At 69.4% G+C, this 23,962-nt stretch carries 20 protein-coding genes and 1 pseudogene; 2 read left to right on the plus strand and 19 right to left on the minus strand.

Going from position 1 to position 23,962, the window contains the following annotated elements; all coding sequences use genetic code 11:
- Positions 1-436 precede the first annotated feature (436 nt).
- From IG88_RS0130240 to IG88_RS0130250, 4 genes and pseudogenes are all read right to left on the minus strand, one after another.
- The gene (locus IG88_RS0130240) at positions 437-787 is read right to left on the minus strand and encodes a hypothetical protein (RefSeq protein WP_031048089.1); all 351 of its coding nucleotides are present in this window, start codon (positions 785-787) and stop codon (positions 437-439) included.
- A gap of 183 nt (positions 788-970) precedes the next feature.
- On the minus strand, positions 971-1,201 hold the full coding sequence (locus tag IG88_RS43525) for a hypothetical protein (RefSeq protein ID WP_158854111.1): 231 nt from the start codon (positions 1,199-1,201) through the stop codon (positions 971-973).
- A 131-nt stretch (positions 1,202-1,332) separates the two neighbouring features.
- Positions 1,333-2,154, minus strand: coding sequence for a hypothetical protein (locus IG88_RS0130245; protein WP_031048091.1), 822 nt, complete (start codon positions 2,152-2,154; stop codon positions 1,333-1,335).
- 94 nt (positions 2,155-2,248) lie between these two features.
- Positions 2,249-2,701: pseudogene (locus IG88_RS0130250) on the minus strand (HU family DNA-binding protein); the annotation flags it as partial.
- A gap of 305 nt (positions 2,702-3,006) precedes the next feature.
- Between IG88_RS0130250 and IG88_RS0130255 the strand changes: the two are divergent.
- Positions 3,007-4,605 (plus strand): ADP-ribosylglycohydrolase family protein, encoded by a 1,599-nt coding sequence (locus tag IG88_RS0130255; protein ID WP_234332363.1) that lies wholly within the window; start codon positions 3,007-3,009, stop codon positions 4,603-4,605.
- A 148-nt stretch (positions 4,606-4,753) separates the two neighbouring features.
- Positions 4,754-4,987: a hypothetical protein gene (locus tag IG88_RS0130260; protein WP_031048095.1), complete on the plus strand. Its 234-nt coding sequence runs from the start codon at positions 4,754-4,756 to the stop codon at positions 4,985-4,987.
- 170 nt (positions 4,988-5,157) lie between these two features.
- Here the strand turns inward: IG88_RS0130260 and IG88_RS0130265 are convergent, their stop codons facing one another.
- The 15 genes from IG88_RS0130265 to IG88_RS0130335 form a co-directional block, all read right to left on the minus strand.
- A complete protein-coding gene (locus IG88_RS0130265; protein WP_031048098.1) occupies positions 5,158-6,495 on the minus strand; it encodes a hypothetical protein in 1,338 nt (445 codons plus the stop codon).
- Positions 6,496-6,764: 269 nt separating this feature from the next.
- Positions 6,765-7,535 (minus strand): GP88 family protein, encoded by a 771-nt coding sequence (locus IG88_RS45365; protein WP_037837033.1) that lies wholly within the window; start codon positions 7,533-7,535, stop codon positions 6,765-6,767.
- Between the two features lie 525 nt (positions 7,536-8,060).
- Positions 8,061-8,567: a hypothetical protein gene (locus IG88_RS0130275; protein WP_234332365.1), complete on the minus strand. Its 507-nt coding sequence runs from the start codon at positions 8,565-8,567 to the stop codon at positions 8,061-8,063.
- A gap of 245 nt (positions 8,568-8,812) precedes the next feature.
- On the minus strand, positions 8,813-9,241 hold the full coding sequence (locus IG88_RS0130280; protein WP_031048109.1) for a hypothetical protein: 429 nt from the start codon (positions 9,239-9,241) through the stop codon (positions 8,813-8,815).
- A 159-nt stretch (positions 9,242-9,400) separates the two neighbouring features.
- Positions 9,401-9,868 carry a hypothetical protein gene (locus tag IG88_RS0130285; RefSeq protein ID WP_031048112.1) on the minus strand — a complete coding sequence of 156 codons (468 nt, stop codon included), beginning with the start codon at positions 9,866-9,868 and terminating at the stop codon, positions 9,401-9,403.
- Between the two features lie 20 nt (positions 9,869-9,888).
- On the minus strand, positions 9,889-12,132 hold the full coding sequence (locus IG88_RS0130290) for a hypothetical protein (RefSeq protein ID WP_051852120.1): 2,244 nt from the start codon (positions 12,130-12,132) through the stop codon (positions 9,889-9,891).
- Entirely contained in the window at positions 12,132-14,759 is a 2,628-nt protein-coding gene (locus IG88_RS0130295; protein WP_031048119.1) for a hypothetical protein, read from the minus strand. Before IG88_RS0130295 ends, IG88_RS0130290 begins: the two co-directional genes overlap by 1 nt.
- A complete protein-coding gene (locus IG88_RS0130300; protein ID WP_234332366.1) occupies positions 14,759-15,160 on the minus strand; it encodes a hypothetical protein in 402 nt (133 codons plus the stop codon). The genes IG88_RS0130295 and IG88_RS0130300 overlap by 1 nt, the downstream gene beginning before the upstream one ends.
- Before the next feature lie 80 nt (positions 15,161-15,240).
- Positions 15,241-16,356 carry a DUF4417 domain-containing protein gene (locus IG88_RS0130305; protein WP_031048123.1) on the minus strand — a complete coding sequence of 372 codons (1,116 nt, stop codon included), beginning with the start codon at positions 16,354-16,356 and terminating at the stop codon, positions 15,241-15,243.
- Positions 16,353-17,612, minus strand: a complete 1,260-nt coding sequence (locus IG88_RS0130310) for a ParB N-terminal domain-containing protein (RefSeq protein WP_031048126.1) — start codon at positions 17,610-17,612, stop codon at positions 16,353-16,355. The genes IG88_RS0130305 and IG88_RS0130310 overlap by 4 nt, the downstream gene beginning before the upstream one ends.
- Before the next feature lie 36 nt (positions 17,613-17,648).
- A complete protein-coding gene (locus IG88_RS0130315) occupies positions 17,649-18,629 on the minus strand; it encodes a replication-relaxation family protein (protein ID WP_051852121.1) in 981 nt (326 codons plus the stop codon).
- 50 nt (positions 18,630-18,679) lie between these two features.
- Complete coding sequence (locus IG88_RS0130320) at positions 18,680-21,166, minus strand: ATP/GTP-binding protein (protein ID WP_031048129.1); 2,487 nt, start codon at positions 21,164-21,166, stop codon at positions 18,680-18,682.
- Positions 21,167-21,197: 31 nt separating this feature from the next.
- Positions 21,198-21,683, minus strand: a complete 486-nt coding sequence (locus IG88_RS0130325) for a hypothetical protein (RefSeq protein WP_031048130.1) — start codon at positions 21,681-21,683, stop codon at positions 21,198-21,200.
- A 223-nt stretch (positions 21,684-21,906) separates the two neighbouring features.
- A complete protein-coding gene (locus tag IG88_RS0130330; RefSeq protein WP_234332368.1) occupies positions 21,907-23,364 on the minus strand; it encodes a peptidoglycan DD-metalloendopeptidase family protein in 1,458 nt (485 codons plus the stop codon).
- Positions 23,357-23,746, minus strand: a complete 390-nt coding sequence (locus IG88_RS0130335; protein WP_051852122.1) for a hypothetical protein — start codon at positions 23,744-23,746, stop codon at positions 23,357-23,359. The genes IG88_RS0130330 and IG88_RS0130335 overlap by 8 nt, the downstream gene beginning before the upstream one ends.
- Positions 23,747-23,962 lie beyond the last annotated feature (216 nt).

The raw sequence follows: 23,962 nt of genomic DNA on the forward strand, positions 1-23,962 counted from the left end.
ACGGCCCCTGCGGCAGACGCGGGGACTCATGACGTGCCCCACGGGGAACAACCCGGGATTCGTGAACCCGACGGTCTAGGCTGGCCGTTACGTGCCTTACCTCGTGAGTTCCGGCGGATCAGTGCTTCAGAAATCGCGAACTGACGGAGGATGAGCATCGGGCACGCCTTCTCCGAATACATCAGGCAGGGCGGGTGGAGTCCCGGTTCCGGCGCGTACCCGATGCCCACGTCCTGGGGGCGGACCAGCACGTAGAACCACCGTTCCAGGGGTCGTTCGCAGATCTGGCACAGGCCGTTCTCGAAGGCCCGGGTGCGTTTGCCCGGGTTGAGCCCGCCGAAGACCGGCAGACCGTTGTGCTCGAACGAGACGTACGGGACGACCAGGCCGCCGTGCGTGGGACGGTGCGCGCACGCCGCGGGGATCGCCGGGGCGCTCACTGGGAATCACCGCCGGAGAGCTCCCAGGAGGGGCGGGCGAGCTCGACCAGGAAGGTGCAGGCGGCGTCGCTGGCCTGGAGCTGGCGTACGACGGGGAGCTGCCGGCACCGGCTGAGGAACTCGCCGATGGTCAGAGCGGTGTTGTGCGAGTCGTCCGGGTAGCTGCCGTGGTCGAGGGGGACCAGGCGGTCGCCCTCGTACTGCGGCCACGTGTACGCGGCGAGGAGCTCGGCCTGGCTCCAGTTGTGCGGGTTGGCGCGGATCTTGACGAGCTCGGCGCCGGGCGCCAGTTCCCTGAGCGAGTCGAGCGGCGGTGTCCGGCGCTGTTGTGGGGTGCTCGGGCCCATGACGGTCTCCCAGTTCGAGGCGGGCTTCGGCGGCCCGGGCGGTGAGATGGAGGGCTGCGGGGTTCGCCACGCAGCGGTGCAGTGGCCTGGCGGCCGCCCTCACGGCGCCCACGAGGGGCGGCGTAGGGGCTGTGGGGAGGGGGCGGCCGATCAACCAGGTATGACTACAGTACATATGAAAGCCTAAATATGCAACCTGATGGCGTGGGGTGCCCGCTCACCTCCTTCGGACACGGTGAACCTGGCCGACAGCAGTGCCACAGAGAGCTGCCGGATTCCTCCCTGCTCCCACAGCGTCAGGGACTCGGGCAGCGCGGCCGGCCACCACTGCACCGAAACGCCGTCGCGCACCACGTCGACGGCGACTCTGTATCCGTCGTTCGGGTTCGTCGAACTGGCTGCGGACCACCTCACGTACGGCAAGGTCGATCACCTGGGCCAGGTACCCGGCGCTGAAGGACCTGCGCCGGAGCAGGCGAAGCGCCAGCTGCTTGACGAGCCGGCAAGGACGGCTGCTGAAGCCTCGGACACGAGGTGACTCCTCCTCAATTCGCCGGTCGTGAGCCGAGCTGGTTGATGTATGCGGTCCACGTCTCGTACTCGGCGGCGGTGAGAACGGGGGGCGGGACGATGGGGGCGCGCCCGAAGCACTGGTCACAGGCGTCTACGTCCGGTTCGGCGCCTGTGGCGTCAGTGCCGCGGCCCGGCAAGGCGGTGCCGCAGATGGGCAGGCACGCCGGGACGGACGGGTCCAGCCGCAGATGCAGATCCTGGCCGTGGAGAACCGGACGGACCGCGACGGACGCCGGTGCGGAGGCGGGGCCGAGATGCCCCGCCAGGAACCGCACTACAAGGGCGTGAGCTGCCCGGGCCCGCTCGTCCAGGGTCCGCGGGTCGGCTGGTGGCAGCTCGACGACCCGCAGGGGCTCCCGCATCTCTGCGGTCAGGCGGTCGACGAGGACCCGCCCCTCGGCGAGGAACTGCGGGGCGTCGCCGCGGGGGTCGGCGCTGCGCTTGCCGACCCAGATCCATGACAGGGGCACGAACGCGGCGAGCTCGCTGAGGAGCCCGTACCAGCGGCTCACCGCCCACGTGGCGTAGGTGCCGCATGGCCTGTGGCGGCAGGAGCCGGCCGGAGCCTGGCAGGCACGCAGTTCGAAGCGGAAGCCGAGCTCGGCCGCGTCAGTCCGAAGGATGCCGAGCTCCGCCACACCGCCGTTCCGCCGTGTCCACCAGGCCGGTTCGCCGCCCAGCAGCGGACCGGGCTCGGCGCTGCGCCCGATTTCCTGCGCCTCCGCTGAACGGGCAGAGGCCAGAGTCCGATGGGCAGATACGACGCGGGTGCCGTCGATCACGAGGTAGTTCATCAGAAGTCTCTCCGGTCCGGCCGGGCGCGCCAGCGCCCGGCCGTCGAGCAGGAACGCCGGGAGGGAAGGGCCCGGCAACGGCGGATCAGGCGAGCGACTTCTTGGGGGTGGCCTTGACGGCCTTCTTCGCCGGGCCAGTCTTCTTGGCCGTCGCTCCCGCCTTCTTCGTGGTGGCCTTCTTGGCCGCCGCCTTCTTCCCCACGGCGGAGGTGCCGGTGAGGCTTCCCTTGGGGGCCTTCCTGACGGAGACCTCGCCGCCCCTGGGGAGTTTCTTGGAACCGCTGACCAGGTCCTTAAAGCCCTGCCCGGCCCGGAAGCGGGGGATGGAGGTCTTCTTGACCCGCACCCGCTCGCCGGTCTGGGGGTTGCGGGCGTAGCGGGCCGGTCGGTCGAGCCTCTCGAACGATCCGAATCCGGTGACGGAAACGCGATCTCCGGCGACGACAGCGCGGACGATGGCGTCGAGCACGTTGTCGACAGCATCGGCGGCCTGCTGGCGACCGCCCATCTTGTCCGCGATCGCGTCGACGAGCTGGGCCTTGTTCATGGCAGAACTCCTGTGAGTGGGCGTGCACTTCGATGCCGGACGTACGGCCGCTGACGTTCAGGGCGCGGTGCCGACGAAGGGAAGCGGGGCGCGTCATCCAGGACGGTCGAGCGCCTCCGACAGCAACTAAAGTACACACTAGAAATAAAACACGCAACGCTAATCGTCATGTTGACGAAAGCAGTTCGGCCGTGTCACTCTGACGTAGCGACAGCGGGTTTGAGCGCCACGCGAGTTGACGCCGCGCTCCCCGCCCCCGCCCTCCTCGGACCACCCACGCGGTACATGACCTCGGGAGAACACCCGTGAACACGAAGCTCGTTGACCCCACGACCGCCACCCTGATCCCGGCGGCTCACCCGCTCAACATCCACGCGACCGACCGCGCAGCTGGCGTCCTCCTCGGCGCCGCATGCGGAGACGCCCTGGGCGTGCCGTACGAGTTCGGCATGCGTCCCCTTCCTGACGACGGGCGTCCCAAGATGGTCGGCGGGGGCCTTGGCCCCTACAAGCCCGGCGAGTACTCCGACGACACCCAGATGCACGTGTGCATCGCCGCTGTCGCCTCCACCGGAGCCGACCTGACCAGTACCACGGCGCTCGACCAGATCGCCCGCAACTTCCACCGTTGGCGTGACGGCGGCGCGAGCGACATCGGGAACCAGACCCGCAGCGTGCTCGGCGCTGCGAAGGCCCGTAAGACAGGGACACCCGCGCAGGCCATGCTGGCGGAAGCCGACGCCTACACCGCCCGCACTCAGTTCAGCGCGGGCAACGGCTCGCTGATGCGGACCGGCGTCGTCGCCCTCGCCTACCTGGACGACGTCGAGGGGATGGCCCGGGCCGCCACCATGATCAGCTCCCTCACACACTCCGACCCCGAGTGCGTCGAGGCGTGCATCCTGTGGTGCTCGGGCATCCGAACCGCCGTGCTGGAAGGAACCTTCGACGGCGTCCGTGACGGCATCGCGCTGCTCCCCGAGGACCGGCAGGAGATCTGGCACGCGAGGCTGGACGAGGCCGAGGCGAACCCGCCGCACCACTGGCCCCGCAACGGGTACGTCGTCACCGCCCTCCAGGCCGCGTGGTCCGCCATCACCGGCACACCCGTTCCCGAGCTGGCACCGGAGCGTGGATCGTTCCCCGCCCAGCACTTCCAGCTCGCCACCGAAGCGGCCGTCCGGGCGGGGAACGACACGGACACCGTGGCCGCGATCGCGGGTGCCCTCCTGGGAGCGCGCTGGGGCGTCTCGGCGATCCCGCTCGACTGGCAGCAGGCGGTGAACGGCTGGCCCACGATGTCCGGCACCGATCTCGTCCGCCTGGCCGTCCTGACCGCCCGCAAGGGCATGGACGACGGTGACGGCTGGCCCTCGGCCCCGCGCGTCAAGATCCCCGGATACGCCGGAAAGGGCTTCGTCGCCCAGCACCCCGCCGACCCCGGAGTCCTGCTCGGCAACCTCCCCATGACCGAGTTCGCTGGCACACCGCCGGTCGACGCGGTCGTCTCCCTCTGCCGCGTCGGACAGGGGCCGATCTTCTCCCAGGCCGACGTCGAACACGTCCGCGTCTGGTTGGTCGACAAGGAAGGCGAGAACCCCAACCTCCACTACGCCCTCGACCAGGCGGCCCGCCAGATTCTCCGGCTCCGCAAGGAAAGCAAGCGGGTCTTTCTCCACTGCGTCGCGGGCCGCTCGCGCACCCCCGCCGTGGCGGCGACGTACAGCATGCTCCTGGGAACGGACCCCCGCACCGCCCTGACGGAAGTCTGGGCGGCCCTGGGCAAGCGCTGGACCCTCCTGGCGCACCCGCAGCTCCACGACGCGGTCTACGAGCTGGCCGGGCAGCCGCCGTACCGGCCGCAGCCCCGTCCTCGCCGCCGCTTCTTCCGCAAGCGCAGCTGACCCGGGCGGCGCGCCACACCGCTGACGCCAGATGCGCGGCCTCCACCCGGAGGCCGCGCTCAGTGATGCCCATGCACGACGTCCCGACCAGGGACAGAGACGGGTGACGGTCACCAAGAGGTCGTCACCACGAGCGCATGGAACGACGGTGCCCACGCACGAGGCAGGCCACGAATGGATCTACCGCATCACGACTCTCGCCGATCCGCCGGAGAGTAAGTACGTCCTCACACCGTACGAGGCGCAATCGCTTACGCGGCGCCTCCGCAGCGTCGGCTACGAGGCGCAGGTCGCTCGGGTCCCGGCAACGGCGTTCGTCATCGTCAGCGATGAGGAACTTGACGCCCTCGTCGCCAACAACGCACCCGGGACTACCCGATAGAACTCATCGAGACACAACGAAACCCCCAGCAGCACGTGAAAGCCGGGAGCCCGCCGGTCAATTGACCGGCGGGCCTACGCGTTTCCAGCGGCCTTCCGCCTCGCGGGCCGGCCCACCGAGCCGGTCAACAGCCGGCAGCCGGTCGACGGGATAGGGCCACGAATTGCCTCCTAGGCCCGGGGACCGAAGCGGCCGGACCCCCTGCGGCTGAGGATGAACCTGTAGACCGTCTCGCGATACCAGTGATCCTGGAAGACCCGAGGCTTCTTGCCGTCATCGGCGGTCCTGTCGGCGAACGGGACCTGGCCGCGGGCGTGATAGGCGCGGACGGTCTCGCGCGCGAGGGCCTCGCCCCGGGTGGTCATGCCCAGCACCTCGGCGAAGTCGTAGATGTCCAGCAGGTCCCGCGGATCCCCTTCGGGCAGATCGTGGACCAGCGCCGGCCCCGTGCCCTTGAAAGCCGCCCAGACGTGCGGTCGGTGTTTCTCCACCCACGCGTCGACCTCGTGCTGGTCATAGGTGCGCGGCTGCGTGCGTCGCGGTGCAGGGAAGGCCTGGCGAATGACTCTGTCGCCCTCCCGCTTCTCCTTGACGTCGACCCATTGGAGGCCGGTGTGCTCGGAGACGCCGTACCGCGGACCAATCATCTCCGCAGTGAGCTGCGCCTGTTCGCCCTGCGCCTCGGCGGCCGGCTCCGCCGCCGGTGTCGGCTCGGCGCGGTCCTTCTGGGCGCCGGCATCCGCGTCGGCCCAGGCGTGGCCGGATAGCTCCGCGCGGCGCTGGGCCGCGGCCCAGGTCCGCCGGCGATTCTCGCGCACCCACTCGTCCACCTCGGCCGCGCTGTAGCCGTGCTCGCCGGCCGCAGGGAATCCCTCAGCGCGGAGCCACCCCCGGGCCGTCTGTCCGCTGACGCTGTACGTGATCGCGATGTCCTTGGCGTCGACGTTCCCAGTGCGCGCGGTGGACGAACGGCTCGGAAGTGAACCGTCGGCCGCAGGGGGTTGCTCGGTGGCCACCGGTTCCTCGGTCTTCGTCTGCCGGCGCATGCGCCGCGGACGGTTCACGAACTCGTAGGCCGTCTTGCGGAACCACTTCCGCTCCGTGACCTCCGGCCGCTTCCCGTCACCGGGCGCACGGTCGGGGCCCGGCATCTTCTTCGTGGAGATGTAGCTCCGCAGGGTGCCCTCCGGCACCGGTTCCTTCCGGCCCAGGGCCTTGCCCTCCCAGGCGCAGATGTCCGACAGGGTCACCAGATCCTTCGGGCCGCCGGCAGGCAGACCGAACGGGTTGTCCGAGTCCTGCCCCTTCGCCCAGTGGACCGGGAGGTTCTTCTTCATCCACGCGTCCACCAGCGCGGCGTCGCGGACCAGGGTCCGTCCAGGACCGGACGGCCAACCCTCCGGGAAACCCGGGAGCGTGGTCCAGTAGGCCACGTTGCCTTCGTTGGCCTTGTACTTCTCCGCGATGTCCTGTGAGGTCACGAGTTCATCGGCGTCGGCGGGAATCACCGTTACTCCTTGTCGGACCGGCAGTGAACCCGCAGGCCGTCATCGTGGTCCCGCGGGTGGGGGCCTGGTCGGTCGAGGTCGAGGGGTTGCCGGCATCGTTGGATCCTTAGCTGCGCCGACGCCCTCAGTCGCGCAGGGGCAGGCGCTAAAGTACATCACGGTAGGGTAATACGCAACGAGCGCTCAAGGTGGCGTCGCCGCACGCCCGCGGGGGTGTCTTCGGGGCCGGGCGCATGTCCGCCCGGCCCCGAAGACACCCCCGCGAGTATTCAGTGCGCCAGCGCGAACCCCTGGCCCGCGCCGGCGTTCTTCGCGCGCAGCTTCTCGTCGCGCGCTCGCTGAAGGCTGCCGAATGTCTCCTGCCCCTGTTTCTTGAGAAGGTGCGGAATCCGGTTCGCCGGGATTCCGACAAGCGGGGATTCGCTGAGGACCGACAGGAGGTCCGACTCTGTCTGGTCGGTGTAGTCGGCTGCGATCAGCGCTTCCACATCGGGGAAGACGTCCGCATGCCTCTCGGTGTTCAGGTCGATAAGGTGGTCCTCCTTTCCTCCGAGGCTGTAGCACCAGAGAAAATTCTCGGGCGCATCGTTCACGACAAGCCGCTTAAAACGAGAGATCTCCTTGGTGTAGCAGTAAAAGCGAACCTCCGGCGAGCTGCGCATAATGCGCATCCAGGTGAGAAGGTAGTCGTCGGAGAAGAATTCGCCTGAGTCATGGACGCGAATCCACTTGCCGGCATACCGCTTGTGCCTGAGTTCCTCCGTCATCTGCCTCTCGAACTCCTCCGGATTGTCCCGGCAGAGGAGAAGATTCCGGATGTGGGCTGCGCGGACATTCTTGAACCGGTACGTTCCGACTCGGGCGTAGCACAGCTGGGCGCACACGCCCGCCTGAGGGCAGACGTTGAAATGGCTTCCGTCCGGCATTTCGATCACGAAAGCCGGAAGTGTCCAATTGAATACGCCGATCCTCCTCAGGTCCGAGTTCTGGGTGAGGAGCCGCTTGGGCGTGGTGCGGCCGGTCGTGTTGCTCTCAGACATCTCGTTCCTCGTGCTTCGAAGGGGAGGAGTGGGCGGGGGTGAAGTGCCGGGGCAGCCGGCGTGGGGGCGGACGCACGCTTGGATGCCGAGCGCGGTCACGCCGCCGTCGGCTCTCGCGAGCACGGCGAGCGCCTGGGCGATGGCGGTGCGCGCGCTGCGCTGGTGGTGGCCGCCGTACTGGGCGTCGTCGCCGTGACTGGCGATCAGGTCTGCGGCCCGCGCCGAGACGCGCTCGATCTCGGGCTCCGAGAGGCCCCGCAACTCGGCGATCCACAGCGGGACCATGAACAGCAGCCACGTCACCCACCTCGCCGACGCCGACGCCGACGCGTCTTCGGGGGCGGTGACCACCCGGCCGAAGGGGCCGTGTGTGGCAGGGGTGGGTTCGGGGGCCGGCACGTGCTGCACAGGCTCTTTGCCGGCGTCGGCGAAAGGAATGACTGTCGTCATGGTGAGGTGTCGCTCCATGCAGGGCGCCCCCGGCTGCATCAGCCGGGGGCGCCAGTGGGGAAGGGGGAAGCGCGATCAGTCGCTGCGTGCGAGGCAGTAGGCGGCGTGCGCGGGGGAGGTGCGGAGTCGGGGGGATCCCCCCAGCCCGTCGCGGGCCTGGAGGAGGTAGTCGCCCAGGTCTTCCAGGGAGTTGATCTCCTCGGTGGGCACAGGCTTGCCGCACCGGTCGCACGGCGCGAGGAGGTCGAAGGTGAGGCGGCGGCGGTCGTCGTAGGTCGCGAGGAAGTCCAGCGTCCCGTCCGTGAAGGGGATGGACAGCGCCACCGCTGGGAAGTGCGCGCCGTCCGCGACGAGCGGGTGGGTGTCGTCGTCCCTGGTGTGGATGGCGACCGGGCGGCCAAGGGAGTGGAGCGACAGGCGGTGGCGGAGTACCGCCTCCATCCAGCGAAGCTCGGAATCCTGGCTGTGGAGGGTCGGGTCCGGGCCGATCTTGCTGGCCTGACCGGTCTGCGCGCGCTCCACCGCGGCCTGGACGGCTGCGGCCTCGACGGGGTTGAAGGGCTTCCTCATGGTGCTCGGCATGGGGTCTCCGAGAAGGATCGGTCCCGTGATCGGCACGCTGGCGCGCGTCATGGTCACCGGGGTTGGATTCGAAGGCCGCGAACAGCGGCTCCGATCGGCGGGATCTCCCGGCCGACATCCATCACAGTACATACTGGAATGCCGATAAGCAACATTCTGAGGGAAGGGGCGGCCGGCAACCGCTGGTCCCTGGGAAGTCGTACGGGGGTAACAGCGACGGCCGGCCAGCTTGCCGCGGACGTGGCCTACACCGGCGCGGCGGTGAGCTGTCCGACCTTGTCGAGCAAGAGCTGGGCCCGGGCGAAGGCGGCCGCCTTGTGACCGTACGAAGGAACGACCAAGTGCATGGTCTCGTGCGCGAGGGCGCGATCGGCCTCTTCGCGGGTGGTCACCAGCGCGAGGTTGATGGCCATCAACGGCACTCTCAGCCGCGCGGACTTCGGGCCCAGATACACCTGGGCGGCATAGTGCGAGAGATAGGGCATGCCGCTGACCGAGGCGTACGCCGAGAGATCGGTGACAACATGGAACTCTCGTCCGGACACGGTCGCGAACAGCTTGGCGCGTCGGCGCAGCCAGCTCACATCGACGGGAAGGTCGCGCTCGTGCTCCGCCAGCGGGCTCCGCAGGTCAGCGTGCCGTTGATCGGTCACTGGGTGTGCTCGATCTGCCATGTCTCCTCCTCTCGAGTGCGGTCCGGCTCTTCCATCAGATCGTCCAGCCGGCCGTCCCCGTTCGGGGCGGGCCAGTGGTCCCCTCGCGGCCCGTCGGGCCGCGGGGACATCATGCCAACACGCCCCGCCGCCGCCCTTCGGCATGGGCGACGGGGCCGCTCACGCATAGCGCCCATGCCAGGAGTCGGCGTCCAGCCGCCCCAGTGCGGCGTCCTCCTCCGGGGTGAGACGGTTGGTGAAGTCGTCCCAGCGGGCCAGCTGCTCGAGCTCGGGGCCGTCGGCCAGCTCGATCCGTGCCTTCTGCCCCGTGGTCAGCTCCATCTCCACGCCGTCGGCCACGAGGTAGGCATGCGCCACCGGAAGAGATCGCCGCCGGACCAGGCTGAGGTTGAACAGGTAGCCGTTTACGGTGTCCTGGCCGCCGACCAGGGGCCTGATCCATATGACCTGGTCGTCGTCATCCTCGAAGCGGTGATGGCGGGCGAGGGCGGCGCGGAAGACCTCCGTCCCGTCGGGGTCCGACACGACCAAACGCGCGCCGGCGTCCACCGGGTCCCCGGTCGGGCTGTGGCGGCCTGCGACGAGGTCCGAGAACCGTCGGCGCCACTGCTGCTGTGTTGCTGTCATCGAATCGCTCCTGGTCAGCTCTAGTAGTCGGCTTCCGTGCACAGGACATCCTCGACGGGCTTCCCGCCGAGCTGGGTGATGCCCCGCGCGGTGAGGGAGGCAAGGATGCTGCTGCGCTCCGCGGCGGTGTGGCACACGATCCGGCTGGGGGCCTCCGCGCCGAGCAGGTCGATTCCGTTGCGGAACATGATTTCGTTGCTGCTGCTGGTGAACTTGGCGATCTTCATCGGGTCCCGTGTGATGGCCCCCGCGTTGTAGTTGTGGTGCGCCGGGTTGATGGCGCCGTAGTGGTCGCCGTTGTAGGCGTAGTAGTCGCTGCGCTGCATGAGCACGCTCGGGTCGTCCCAGATCAGCCGGCCGCCGCCCGGCTTGGCGGGAGTCTTCTTGACGCGCAGGAACACCGAGTTGGCACCGCCGGTCATCTTGTCGGCCTGCTCGCTCAAGCCGAGTCCGCCGCCGATACCCATCACGGCCCGCTTCTCCGTGGAAGCCAGGACCCCGACGCCGAGGAGACTGGCGAGATCGCCGCCGTTGAGGTTGTGGCTCAACGACCGGCCCTTGAACGCGCTCTGGATCTCCGCCTTGTTGCCGGTCACGTCGAAGCGGGACCAGGTCAGCCACTTGCCGCTGGTCGAGGGCGTGGGCTCGTAGCCCGGGCTGGCCGCCAGTTCGGCGCCGCTGGAAAACCCGGAGGCCTTCGCGACGGCGTCTCGGACGACCTCGACCTTCATCGGCAGCACCTTGTGAGATGCCTCCAGGTGGATCCTCTTCATGGCCGTCTGCAGCGCGTCGCTGTCGAGACCCATGAGGGACTCCATGCGCTGGTGCACGATCTCCTGGACCTGGAGATCCTGGAGCCCCTGAGCCGTCTCCATGGCGGCCTTCATGCCGGCGGAGCCCTCCAGCCCCTGGGCCTGGATGTTGTTCGCCAGATACGTCCACTCGCCCTCGGCCGCGGTCATCGGCTTGTTCATCAGGTGCAGCTGTTCCAGCCGCTCCACAAGGTCCTTGCCGTGGCCGGCGCCCGCAGGAGCGTGGACTTCGAGTTGTCCCCGCAGCGAGAACTCTGTGCTCGCCGGATCGTTGTCCTTGTAAGGGCGGTAGACGGCCTTCCAGCCGTCGCCCATGTCGATCTCGTACTCCGTGCCTTTGGCGGAAGAACGGGCGACACCGTCCCACGACGTCTGCCCGGTGGCCGGGTCGAGGTTCGCCTGGATCCTGCTGGCCTTGCGGACCGTCGCGGCGAGCGTGCCGGGCTCCGGCTCCCCGTCGGGCACCGGTACCTGCTTGGTGACCATCTTGGTCGCGGTCACCTCGTAGGCGTCCATCCACGGCATGGGCACGCCGCCGTTTTCGATCTTGTCCTTCACGACGCTCAGCTGGTCCATGTAGTGCTGGGCCATGGCCTTCTCCTCGTCGCTGATCGACGGGTCGTTGAGGACAGCAGAGACAGCGTCGACAGCGGCCTGGTGCTTGGCGATCGACGCGTCCGACATCTCGGAACCGGTCTTCAGCTTGTGCTGCACCGAGCTGACCGCGGTCTTGGTCAGCTCGGCCAGCTTCTTCTCCTTGTCGAGATCGAGGCGCTCCTTGACCTCCTCCTCGACCTGGATCTCCTCCATGTGCGTGCCGGGGATGCTCAGCGCGTCGAGGAGCTTCTCCTCCGCCTCCTCGGATATGTGCGTGAGCAGCACCTCCCGCGGGCCGTCCGGCGAGTCGTAGGCGACCAGAGTGGCTTCGGAGTTGATGAAGTCATCCCCACCCACCAGGATCGGCGTACCCGTGGGCTCGCCCACTGGAGGCGCCGCCGGCACCGGCGTCAGCGGCGGGTCCGTCTCCTCCTCTTCCTCCTGGACCTCCGCGTTGTCCTCGGCCTGGAGCAGCACGGCTTCCTCCGCCGACGGCTCCTCGCTGCTGCTCTGCAACTCCCCTTCGACAGACGCCTCCTGGGCCTCTTCCTCAGGCGGCGCGGCGGCCGCAACAGGCTCGGGCTCGGATTCGGTGCCCAGGAGCGCGTCGAGCTCCGCCAGCGGATCCTCGCCGGCCGGAGGTTCCGCAGGGGGAGCTGGCTCGACAACCGGCTCGGGGAGTTCGGGCACCTCGAACGCCGGCTCCCCCGCAGCTCCCGCGGCCGCGCCCGTGAGGTCGGTCCCCTCACCCGGTGCCGGCGCGCCGGTGATGTCCAGCGGGGCAGCGGGGGCCTCGGCGAGTGCGGTGGGGCTGACCGCGTAGCTCTGGTGGCTCGACTTCGATCCGGTTCCCATCAGCTACCACCGCCGTGCTTGAGGGAGGCGCCAGAGGGCAGGCCCAGCTGCTTGACGAAGAAGTCGGAGAAGTTCTGGCGCAAGTTGTTCTTCCTCTCTACGGCGTGGTCCAGAAACGCCGTGGCGATCTGGTCGTGCGTGACCTGGGACTGCGGGATCTTCAGGGCCTTGGCCGCCCGGCTGCGCATCTGCGGCACCCACGCCACGCCGGCCTTTGCGCCCTCGTGCGCGGTGGAGTGCAGGATGGAGCGCAGCTGTGCGTCCGGCATGGACTCGAACTTCTTGATCACCGGGTGTGCGGCGGCCGGGTTGATCTTGACGCCGTTGGCGAGACCACCGCCCAGGGCGGCCTGGTAGAGCTTCAGGTGGACGGGGGTGAACCCGCCCCCGCCGCTGGGGGCGTAGTCGACCGACAGCTTGTCCGCACCGAAGTGCTTGAAGGCCTGGCCGCGGTCGATTTGCACGAGGCCGCCGGAGGGCGTGGTCAGCCAGTTGTCCTGGTGACCGTCGTGTTCGCCGACGAGCCACGACCCCACGTGCGACCGGACGATCGCGTCGACCTGGAACTGCGTCCACTGGCTCGGGCTGGACGTGAACGGCTTGGCGTCCTTGAGGAGCGGCTGGATGGAGCCGGCCGTTCCGTCGGCCTTCTTGTGGTGGTACACCGGCACGGCCGGTACGCCGCCCAGCGACAAGACGTGGGACGCAGCGGCTTCGGTGTGCCCCAGAGCGCCGCCGTGGTTGTGGTCGGCCTTGAACATCCACTGCGAGCCGTCGGGGGCAGCGTGGACGGTCTTGGCATACGTTCCGCCGAGGTTCGACGCTGTGGTGCCGGGACCGAAGGTCCAGCTGGCGACCTCTTTCGCGTCGACGCGGGCCGGCACGTCCTGGTTGGTCGCCTTGGCGTGCTGGACCGCTGCCATCATGTCCTGGACGTTGGCGTTGAACGAGCCCGGCTTCGGTGCCTTCAACGGCTTCGCCGCAGACGCGGCTGGCTTCGCCACGGAGCCGGCGCCGTTCGCTGGCAGCTTGCTTGCCAGGGCCTGGACCGCCTCGTCCGACGCCAAACCGCCATCGGGCTTCGCCGCAGGCGCCGCGGCGGCTGCCGCCTTGGTGGCCTTGGCTGCCGCCTTCTTCGCGATGTCCGCGGTGACCTTGTCCTTGATGGCCTGCTGGTCGTACTTCTTGTTGAAACTCGCGGCGATGTAGTTCTGGACCTGGGCACGCGTGGCCTTGGCGTTGTTGTCCATGCCCAGCTCGCCTGCGACGGTGCGCAGGTCGGAGAGCTTCTGCTTCGCGGCCCACGACTTGAAGTCGCTCGTCAGATGGCCAGGGTGGAGATACTTTCCCGGTTCGAGAGCCGGGTGCTCGGCGTACGGGGTGTCGCTGGCACCGCCTTGCTGGGTACTGGCGTACCAGCCCTTCACATGCCCCTGCATGTCTTGGACGTCGCCGGCGTTCTTCGCCCACGCGGCGATCGCCTGGGGCGCACCCGGGTCGCCGGCAGGCGGCAGGTTCAGCGGCTTCCCGCCCTCGGGAGCCATTGCAATGTGCGCGGCGTAGCCGGCGTCGAGGCTCGCCAGCTGTTCCTGGCGTTTGACTGCCAGGGCCTTCAGCGACTGCACTTCGCACTCGGGTGTACTCGGCCGCACCAGTGCCACGAGCTGGTGACCACCGAGGTGCATCGCCTCGGTCTCGCTCAGCTGCCCCGAAGCGAGAGCCTGCTGTACCAGAGGCTGGAGGTCCTTCGGCGGCAGGTACGCGTGGTGGAGAGCCTCGTCGACCGCCGACTTGGCCTCGGCCTTGGCCTTCGCCAGGTCCTCGCCGAGCTCGGGACAGTCGGCCGACGCCAACTTCTGCTCAGCCGCGAGCATCGTGTGCAGGGCCTCGGCCCTCTGTTGCTGAGACTGAGGCCCGTAGGTCTTCTTCGCCTCGTTCCAGGCGCCGATCGACGCGGTCACCGCCTGGGCGGAGGACGCTACCTCGTCCGGCGTGGCCTTCCAGGCGCCGCCGCTGAGGGGCGGCTCGGTGCCCTCGATTTCGTGCAGGTTGGCGAGCGTCATTCCGCCGACCGTCTTGCCGGCGAGCAGCTCGTTGTACCGGCTGAGCGCGGCGGCCTGGATCTTGGCCTTGGACGGGATGTCGCCCGGGTATGCGGGGTCGAGCCAGTGGACCAGGGGGTGCTGGCCCTTACCGGACAGGCCCACCAGCGCGGGGTGCTCGAAGCCCTTGGCCTCGGCGATCTCGCGCAGATCGTCCTCGTCGAGCGAGTTCAGATAGGCCAGCGTCTGCGCCTTGAGCGCCTTGGTGTGGGCTTCGATCTCCTCGTCGGAGGCGCCCGCCGCCTTCAGCTTCTCGATGGCCTCTTGGGCCTGCTCGACCTGGCCGACGAAGAGGTCGTACCGCTCGACGGGATCCGTCGGGACCTCGTCCTCGGGATCGAGGGCGAACGGCGGGTCGGCGAGCTCCCCCATCAGGTCCATTGCGACCACGAGGTCGGCCTTGGCCTGGACCTCCTCGTCGGACATCGGCTGTACGGGCGCCTCGGCCACCACGTCGTCCGCCTCGGATGCCGTGGTGGGCCCCACCGCGTAGGAGGCGTGCGAGGACTTGCTGCCGGTGCCCATCAGCCGTCACCCCGCGGCGGGAGCGCAGGGATGACCTCGGCGAGCAGTTCGTTCAGAACGAGATCGGCTGCGTGCGTGAGGTCGAGCGCGCCCTCGGGGATGTCGGCTGGCTCGAGCGAGCACGCGCCGCCGGACTGCTGGATCCAGCGCTCGATGTCCTCGTTGGTGGTGTCCTCGCGCAGGCGCTCGCGCCAGGGGTCGGCCGTTTCGTAGACGAGGGTGACCCAGCGCACGACCCGCTGGGCCGGCTGTCGGCTGTCGTCGAGGGCGAGTACCGCGACCGGGTCGACGGGGAGGCCGAGCGCGGGGTGCCAGACGAGCAGGATCCACAGCCGCCAGGCCGGAGCGGCCGGCGTCGGCTCCGCCGTCTCGGCATCGGTGGGGTGGGGTTCAGTCGTCACGGAGGCTCCTCCCGAAGGTGCTTTCACCTGCTACAGGTGTGGGAGGAGCCGCCGGTGTGACAGTGCGGACGAAGAAGTTTTCAGCGGCTGGGCAGGAGCGAGGCCATGTACTGGACGGTCGCGGCGAAGGCGTCCTCGGTCCGGGCGTGGACGTCCTCGCGGCCGTTGGCGGTCATGACCGCGCCGTGCAGGGCGTACTGATGGGGGTTCTGGGAGATCAGGGTCAGCCGGGGGCCGAAGATCTCGGCCATCTCGGCGATGCGGTTGGCCCGGGACAGACCGGTGAGGATGACCGGCATGTCATCAGGGAGGGTCTCTGCCAGGAAGTGCAGGCCGGGCCGCTCCCAGCTGTCCCAGTCGGCGTTGTCTCGGACCGTCTGCACGTTGATGGCGATGCCGGCCGGCTGGGTGTCCTCGATCCAGGAGAGGTAGCGCTGGAGGTCCTCGAGCCGGAACCAGTACACGTTCGGCACGACGTTCACGCCGGCCTCGGTGAACTCCTGCGCGAGCAGGAGCGATCGGCGCATGTTGAGCAGGTGTTCGGTGCGCGGCCAGTCCCCGTAGATGCTGTAGTTGCACGAGAGGACCAGGTCCCACTCCTGCTCCGCGATCCGCTCGACGAGCCTGTCGCGGCCGCGGCGGGTCCAGAAGGCCTCGACGAGCGGGTCCTCGCCGTAGCCGACCAGCACGGCCTTCTGGTGGTCCCCGAGGGCGAGGGCCTGGCGGGCGGTCTGCTCGGTGAACCGCTTGTAGAGTGTGTGGGTGTCGGGCGAGAACACGCGCCGCAGACCGACTCCGTAGGCAGGCCAGTTCAGGCTGGCGTCGAGCTTGGTGACCGCGGAGCCGTCGGTCATGGGGATGAAGGCAGGCAGGCCGTCGGGCAGCGTGCTGTCGACGGTGATGTCGTCGAAGGTCAGGGTGCCGCCGACGTCCGCCATCCACCCGGCTATGTCGGTCCGGCTCCCGCACCGGATCGGGCACTTGCGGGTCACGCACGCGTTCGCCGGAGCGTCCGCCTCGGCCGCCGAGCACCCGCAGAACCGGCAGTCGGAGTTCTGGCCGGTGCACAGGGGCTCGACGGTCGCCGGGCCGCCCCGGCCGTCGGGCCCGGCGTAGAAGGCGCAGCTGTTGCAGTCGCAGCCTCGGCCCGGAAGGGGCACGCCGACGGTCGGGATGGGCAGGGAGACACTGGTCATGCTGCTTCGCTTCCTTCGGTGGTTGCATCGTGGTCCGTCGCGCCGTCGGCGGTGGCGCCTTCGAGGTGGTCGTGGAGCTCGCGCAGGGCAAGGCGCAGGGAGCCGCGGTCGTACCGCGCGATCTCCTTGCCGGCCCGGACCTCGGCCAGCAGCCCGCGGATGCCGTCCAGGGCGGTACGGATCGTGTTCGACTCCACCGCCGGACGACTCGGGGCGGTGTCGGCCGGCGTCGCTTCTGCGGCGGCTTCCGCTGGCGCCGTCGGCTGCATCGGATGGCCCAGCTCGCGGGTGGGGACCCGGGTGAGCTTGGCCCGGCGGTCGGCGTTCGCCGCGTCCTGCCGTTCCTCGGCTTCGGTGATGATCTCTTCTGGTCCGAGCTCGGGCTCCTCCAGGCCGACGTTCACGGCGGTCGGGAGCAGGTGGAGCCGCTTGGAGGACTTCAAGGCTGCCCAGATGCCCTCGGCAGCCTGTGCCCGGCCGTTGCGGAGCTCGGCGAATCTGATCCTCGTGTTCAGGCGGATCGCGGCTTCGTCCATCTCCTCGGTGAGGTCACGCGGCAGCGCGCGGAAGGCCCGTACGAGTTCACTGGCCTTGCGCTCGTTGAGCTGCAGCCCCAGGCGGTCCAGCACCTCGCTCCAGGGGGCGGCGCAGGAACTGTCGGTGCCGCGGATCTTCTCCAGGGCAAGGAAGCGTTCGGCCGGGTCGGGGATCGCGTAGACCTCTTGCGGCACGGGCTTGCCGGCCTTGAGGAGCTTGCCGACGAGGATGGCGCACCGCTGGTACAGCAACGCGGCGGCCTGCTCCCCGGGCCGGAGGGGCTCGCGGGCGAAGTTCTCGACGAAGCGCCACATGTGACGCTCCTCCTCGGACAACGGGCCCGGGCAGACCACGGCCGGCAGCGCCTGGAAGTGCGGGTTCTCCGGCCGGTTGACGGCGCCCCAGCGCATCGCGCGCAGACGGCGCTCCCCGGTGACCAGGCGGATTGTCGGCGCCGTGCCGTCGACGAGGATCTCCTCGGCCAGGACCGGCTCCAGGAGGCCGATGACGGACATGGAGGAGATCAGGTCGGCGAGTTCGGACGGTGGCAGGGTGTCGGAGGGGTTGCGGGCGTGGGGCTCAGTGAAGGGGGCGCCCTGGCCACGTAGCGGCAGCATCTCGAATCGCCGCTGCCGCAGCTTGACGCTGCGGTGCAGGATCTCGGTGAGCCGGATCATGCTCCCGCCGTCCGGCGGAGCCTCGAACGAGGTACTGGTCATGGCGCTGCTTCCTTCAGGGCCGCGGGGAGCGGCCGGTCACTTCGTGGCGAGGTAGAGGTCGGTGGGGGCGGGCCGGGTGGCCGGAGTGCCGCGCAGCAGCGGGGTGAAGATCGGGGCGAAGGGCCCGTGTTCCTGGAGCTGCTGCAGGGTGGTGACGCCGATGTTGATGTCGCCCTTGAGCCGGCTGAGGCGGACGTCCGCACCGGCGCGCGTGTAGAGGTCCTCGGTGCGCGCGGCCAGCCGTTGCGGGCGCCGGTCCGGCTCCCCGGCCTTCGGCGGTGCCGCGTCGAGAACCACCAGGACCCGGGGAAAGACCGGGTAGTTGTACATCCACGCCGGCCTGGTCGCGTTCGGGGTGCGTCGCGTGCGATCCGCGCTCTGCGGGACGTACTCGTACAGCCGGCCGTACGCCTGCAGCTTCGCGGCGAGCCGCGCGGAGGTCATCGTGGCGCGGTCGAGTTCGACGAAGAAGCTGAGCATGGTGCGCCGCCCGTTCTCCACGTGCACGTAGTTGAGGACGGCGTCGCTGATGACGTGGTCGTCCTCGAAGCGTCGTTGGCCGTCGCGGATCCGGTTGGCGACTTCGGGGGTCCAGTCCAGCGGCCCGCACTCGTGCCCCAGCCGACGCGCCCACTCGACGAAGGCGACCCCGACCTCGTTCACCGCGAGCGTGTGCGCCTGCCGGGCGCCAGCGACGGACTCGGGCGTCACCCGGTACGGCCGCGCGGGCAGTTCGCCGGCCTCCTCCACGGACTCGGCGCCGGCTTCGGTGAGGAACCACAAGAACGGCTGGCTCTGCACCCGCCCGCGGCCGCCTGGCCCTTGGGCCCGGATCCGGTCGACCAGTCCGGCCTGGAGCAGCTCGGCGAGTTGCCAGCGCAGGTACACGGGGCGGGCCGGCCGCTTCTCGGGCAGGGTCAGCAGCACGTGCAGCTGGTGGGTGGAGAGCACCCGGTGCTGGTACAGCAACTCCAGGACCTCGCCGCCGATCGCGTGGAAGCTGCGCGTGGGTGACACGAAGCTACGCGTGGGCGCAGCCGCGGCGGCCGCTTCGACAGGGGGCAGAGTCATCCGAGCCTCGACTGGTTCTGGTGGGGGTTGATCGGGTGGACGTTGCTGGGGGCTTCCTCGGCCGGGTCCGGCTCCGCGCCGCTGATGACGGTGCCTTCGCTGTCGTGGACGCGCGGCCTTGCCGCCCCGCTGCCGGACACGGTGGCGTCGACCGGCCCGTCCGGGCCCTCGGGGGCGGGCGGCGCGGCCTCGTCGAAGTCGGGCTCGTCCGGCGGCAGATCGGCGCCGGCCGGTTCGTCGTCGTCCGGCGGAACATGGAGGGTGACGACGAACCGGCGCAGCCGCGAGTCCAGGCGGCGCAGGTCGGTGAGGATGTCGCGGACCGAGCGCCGCTGCAGGTTCTCGTCGATGGCCCGCGCCAGCCGCTCCTCGTTCTGCGGCCGGTAGTAGTCGCCGTACAGGTCCTCCACCGAGGCGCCGCGGACCCGGAACGGGTCGGTCGAACCCGACTCGAGCGTCACGGACATCACGTAGCTGTACCGGTTGAGCTGGACGACCGTGTCAGGGGCGACCTTCTTGCCCCAGCGGCGGGTGACCAGCGTCGCCTCGTCGACGTCGGACGCGGTCGTCGACAGGATGGACAGGTTCTGCAGCAGGCCCTGCCTGGTAGTGGCGCTCAACCGCTGCGCCATCTGCGTCATGGCGAGCAACTTCACGTTGTACTTGCGCAGCTGCTCGGTGATCTGGGCGAGGGTGCCCTTCGATGCGCCGTCCACGCTGGTCAGCTCGTCGATAAAGGTGTAGAAGTCGCGCCGCTGGTCGGGCGGGGTGTCCCGCCGCGAGAGGCCGGCCCGGAAGAGGTCGTAGATCAGCAGGGAGCTGATGATGCGGTCGACGTCGCCGGTGCCGGCGGGGCAGACAAAGACGATCTTCCCGGTGTCCATGGCGTGCCGGATGTCGTACGTCGACCGGCTCGACCCGAGGAACGCCTTGATCGCGTTGGAGGAGGACAGCCGCTCGATGATGTTCGTGACGACCGGGATGGCTTCCTTGCTGTAGCCCGGGAAGACGTTCTCCCAGAAGTCCCGGATGTCCTTGGGCAGGTACTGCAGCACGTTGGTCCGCCAGACGGCGTCCGTGAGGATCGTGCGGATCTGGAAGACGGTGGGCGCCAGGTCGGGCCGGCCGGCGCGGCAGACGTGCCATGACAGGTACACCAAGGACTCGACCGCGCGCGTGAGGATGGTCTTCGCACGGCCGGCCGAGTCGGACCAGTTCAACGCCGCGGCGAAGCCGGTGACGATGTACTGGACGATGTCGGGGATCTCGGACTCGCGCCGGCGCTCCATCGACAGCGGGTTCCAGGAGCCGACCATCTTGTCGAGCTCGGGGCTCGTGAGGTCGATCTCCCAAATGCGGTCGGCCAGTTCCTTGTGCGCCAGGTACGGCCGGGCACGGGTCCAGCCGTCACCATGGGGATCAAGGAAGAGGACGCCGAACCCGCCGTGGGCGATCGCGATCGCCTGCACGAGCGACATCTCGGTCTTTCCGAAGCCGGACTTGCCGAGGAACAGGGCGAAGAGCAGGTACTTCAGCGGGACACCGGCGAGGCGCTCCCCGCCGCCGGACTTCGCCACCCACCCGAGAGGCAGCAGACCGCGCTGTCCCGTCCACGTCGGCAGCGCTGCGGGCGGCGGCGGGACGACTCCGCCCGAGCGGGCGATGTTCGGGGCCATGTTGTGCTTGGTGGGCGGCTTGAGCAGCCCGGCGATCTCCTGGGCGGTCACCCAGGAGTGCCGGCGCGGTACGAAGAGCCCGGTCTCGAAGCGGCGGTCGAACCTGCCCCGGTAGATCCAGTGGTCCGCCCGGACGCGGGTGACTCCGAGGTGGAGACCGACGGGGCGCAGGTGGTTGTCGCCGGACCACGGCTCCAGCGCGGCGAGGACCTGGTCCAGCAGCATCCGGGCCCGGTACTCGTCGCGAGCGCAGGTGCGCACGAGCAGCTGCATGGAGAAGACGGGCTCGGCCCCGGGGACGAGCTTGCCCATGGCGGCCTTCATGTCCGTGATGCGGTAGGTGGTGCGCTGTTGGCGGTGCTGCCGCTGCCGTGCGCCGCCACCCTGGTTGCCTTTCATCTCGGTGGCGATCTCGGACATCACCGCGCCGAGGTCGAAGCCGAACCGGTTGGTGCGATGCTGGGGCATGCCGGGTATGGCCGGCCCGTCGGAAGGGTTGCGGCGCGCCTGTGTCAGCAGGCGCCGGCGGCGGCTGCTGACACGGTTCGGGGAAACGGGCACGAGGTCCAGGACGACGTCGGCGCTCTCACCGAGGTCCTCGCGGACGTCGGCTACCGCGTTGGCCAGGGCCTCGAGCGGATCCGGGGTGAGCGGCACTTCGCGCAGGGCGAGGTGGTCGGGGAGGGCCAGGGCGAGCTCGGCGCGGGCGTAGTGCCTCTCCCGGGTGGCCGGCCTGCCGCGGCCGTCTGTTTCCGGCTTGGCGAGGTCGACCGGTTGGGCGACGGTCGTGTCTGGTGCGACGGTCATGGTCTACCTGTCTGTGGTGAGCGTGGGGGCGTCAGGAGCCGAGCCGGATCTGCGGCCGTTCGCGCGCAGCCCGGCCGTCGGCTTCCACCGGCCGCATCTCCACCTGGGCGTAGCCCTGGTGGCGCAGCACCGACATCGCTCGGTCCGGGCCCTCGACCCTCATGGACAGCGATCCGTTGGAGCAGGTGAAGCGGACACGGAGGGCGCTGGTGCGGGTCGAGGAGACGAGCCAGCGCGACACGCTCTTGTGCGCGCGGGCCATCTGGTGTCCGAAGCGGATGACCTCTTCAGGCTTCGGGTCGAAGCCCGTGGTCGGCAGCACCTCCAGAGTCGTTCGCTTGGCCATCGGGCCGCGGGACAGGGCCCAGCGGACTGCGGCAGCGCCGCCGCCGGCAGCAAGAGCGAGCAGCGCGACGCACCAGGCGTTGGCCATCACCGAGTCCGCCAGCCGCTCGGCGTGACCCGGAAGGTCCCCGATGAAGCCGATCACGCCGTCGACGAGGTCGTTCGTGGTCATCGCCCACCGCCCGAGAACGAGGCGCGCGGCGGCGCCGCGGCGGCCGGAGCGGGCAAGGGGGGAGTCGGGAGCATGGCGGCACCTCCAAAGAGCAAACGGGCCTTTCACCTGCTACAGGTGTCGGGATCCGGCTCGGTGTGACACTCCGCTCCGAATTTCTTCGCGGTGTTGCGTCGGTCGGCGTCACGGCCCCGTGGAGGGGCACGTGACGCCGACCGACGGGTCAGATGTCGACGCCGTGACCGCGGAGGTAGGCCAGCGGGTCGATGTCCGATCCGTACTCCGGTCCGGTGCGGATCTCGAAGTGGAGGTGCGGACCGCTGACGTTGCCCGTGGCCCCGGAGTATCCGATCCGGTCGCCGCCCTTCACCTGCTGGCCCACGGAGACGTTCAGCGAGGACTGGTGCGCGTACTGCGAGTACTTGCCGTCCCCGTGCTTGATCACCACCTGGTAGCCGTACGCGCTGTTCCAGCCGGCCGTCACCACGGTGCCCGGGCCCACCGCGCGGATCGCGGTCCCTGTGGGCACCGGGAAGTCGATCCCGGTGTGGTAGCCGCTCGACCACATCGACCCCGAGACCCGGTAGCCGGTGCCGATGTGCTTGTCGGCGACCGGGGCGACCCACGAGCCCGAGGTGCTGCCCGAGCCGGGCTCGGTGTAGTCGGGCCGCTTCATGATCAAAATTCGGCCTTTCCAGAACGAGAGGGGCTTGATCCGGACGCGGGCACCGGTATGCGGCGCGTCGATCACCTCCCCGCCGCCGATGAACATGGCAACGTGCTCCGGGCTGGAGGCGCTGCCGCCCGAGAAGAGCAGGTCGCCGGGACGCAGGTCCTTCTGCGAGTTCACCTTGGTTCCGATGTCGACCTGGTCGTACGTGACCCTGGGGAGGTTCACGCCGACCTTGCTCCAGGCGTACTTGACCAGGCTGGAGCAGTCGCACCCGTTGGAGCCCTGGAATGGGGGCTTGCAGTTCCCGCCCAGGACGTAGGGGGTGCCGTAGGCCTCCTTGGCGCCCGCCACGACCTTGGCCAGACCACCGGACGTCTTGCCGTCCATCGGTGCGGACCACCGCTCAGCCCGGTCCCGGATCTCGCGGACGTACTTGCGCGTCTCCTCGTACGGCGGGATCCCGCCGTACTTCTTCACGTTGTTCCCGCCGGCGTTGTAGGCGGCGAGCATGTTGTCGACGACGTCACCGGGCACGCTGCGGATCTCATCAGCGAGCTTGCAGTCGTAGGCCACCATCGACGGAACCGCGTCCTCAGGGTCCAGCGGGTCCGCACCACCCTTGTTGTTGGCGTCGATGCCTTCGGTCGCCCAGGTGGAGGGGATGAACTGCGCGATGCCCAACGCGCCGGCTCCGCCGTCAGGCGGGTTCTTGCGAAAATTGGACTCCTGGTAGAGCTGGGCGGCGATCAGCGAGGGAGTGACCTCCGCACAGCCGTACCTCGACACTGCATCGAGGATGATGGGGCGCAGCCAGTCGGGTATCTCTTTGGTGTCCGACAGGCCGCCGCCGAATCCCGCGTTCTCCAGTGCGTCGCTCGTGTTGTCCTCACCGATCGCCGACGACAGGGCCAGCACGGCGCTGATGATCAGGCCGAGTCCGAGCAGGGAGGAGACAAGGCCCGCGATCAGCACCCGTCGAAGGACCTTGGACTCGCCCTGCTCAGACATTGGGCAGCCCCACGACACGCCAGCTGCCGTCGGCGCCGCGGCGCAGCTTGAGTGCCACCTGCTCTTCGGACTCGGTGACGGGCCCCTTGGCCGGCGACTCCTTCAGCTTGTAGATCACGCGCGCGAAGCTGGAGTCCTCGCTGGGGGCAGGCGCTCCGTCCGGCAGCGACACCCGCAGAACCGTCACGGTCACCTGGACCTGGCGGTCCTTCCAGCTCAGCCACTGCTGCGTGCCGGCGCTGCCGCTGGTGTGGGTGCGCAGGTCCTCGGCGAGGTCCCCGGCGGCGTAGGCGGCGGCACGCCTGGATGCGTCGTCGAACGAAGAGTCCCGGCCCGGCCGGGCGTCGTGGCTGGCCCATGCCGTCGTGAAAGCCCTGGCCACCTCGTCGACCGGCGCTGGAACCGGCGCCGGGTCCGGGTCCGGGGAGGGTACGTCATGAGACCCGGACGGTTCGGCCTTGGGCGAGGCCTCGGCTGGGGGTGGGTCGTCCTTGTCGTTCCCGACCGCTGCGCTGGATGGCGCGTTCGTACGCGGAGCCGATCCGGAGCTGGCGGGACTCTCACCTCCACCGAGCCCGAGGAGCAGGGCGACACCAAC

It is taken from the genome of Streptomyces sp. NRRL F-5650 (assembly GCF_000721365.1).
In the GTDB taxonomy this organism is placed as follows: domain Bacteria; phylum Actinomycetota; class Actinomycetes; order Streptomycetales; family Streptomycetaceae; genus Streptomyces; species Streptomyces ardesiacus.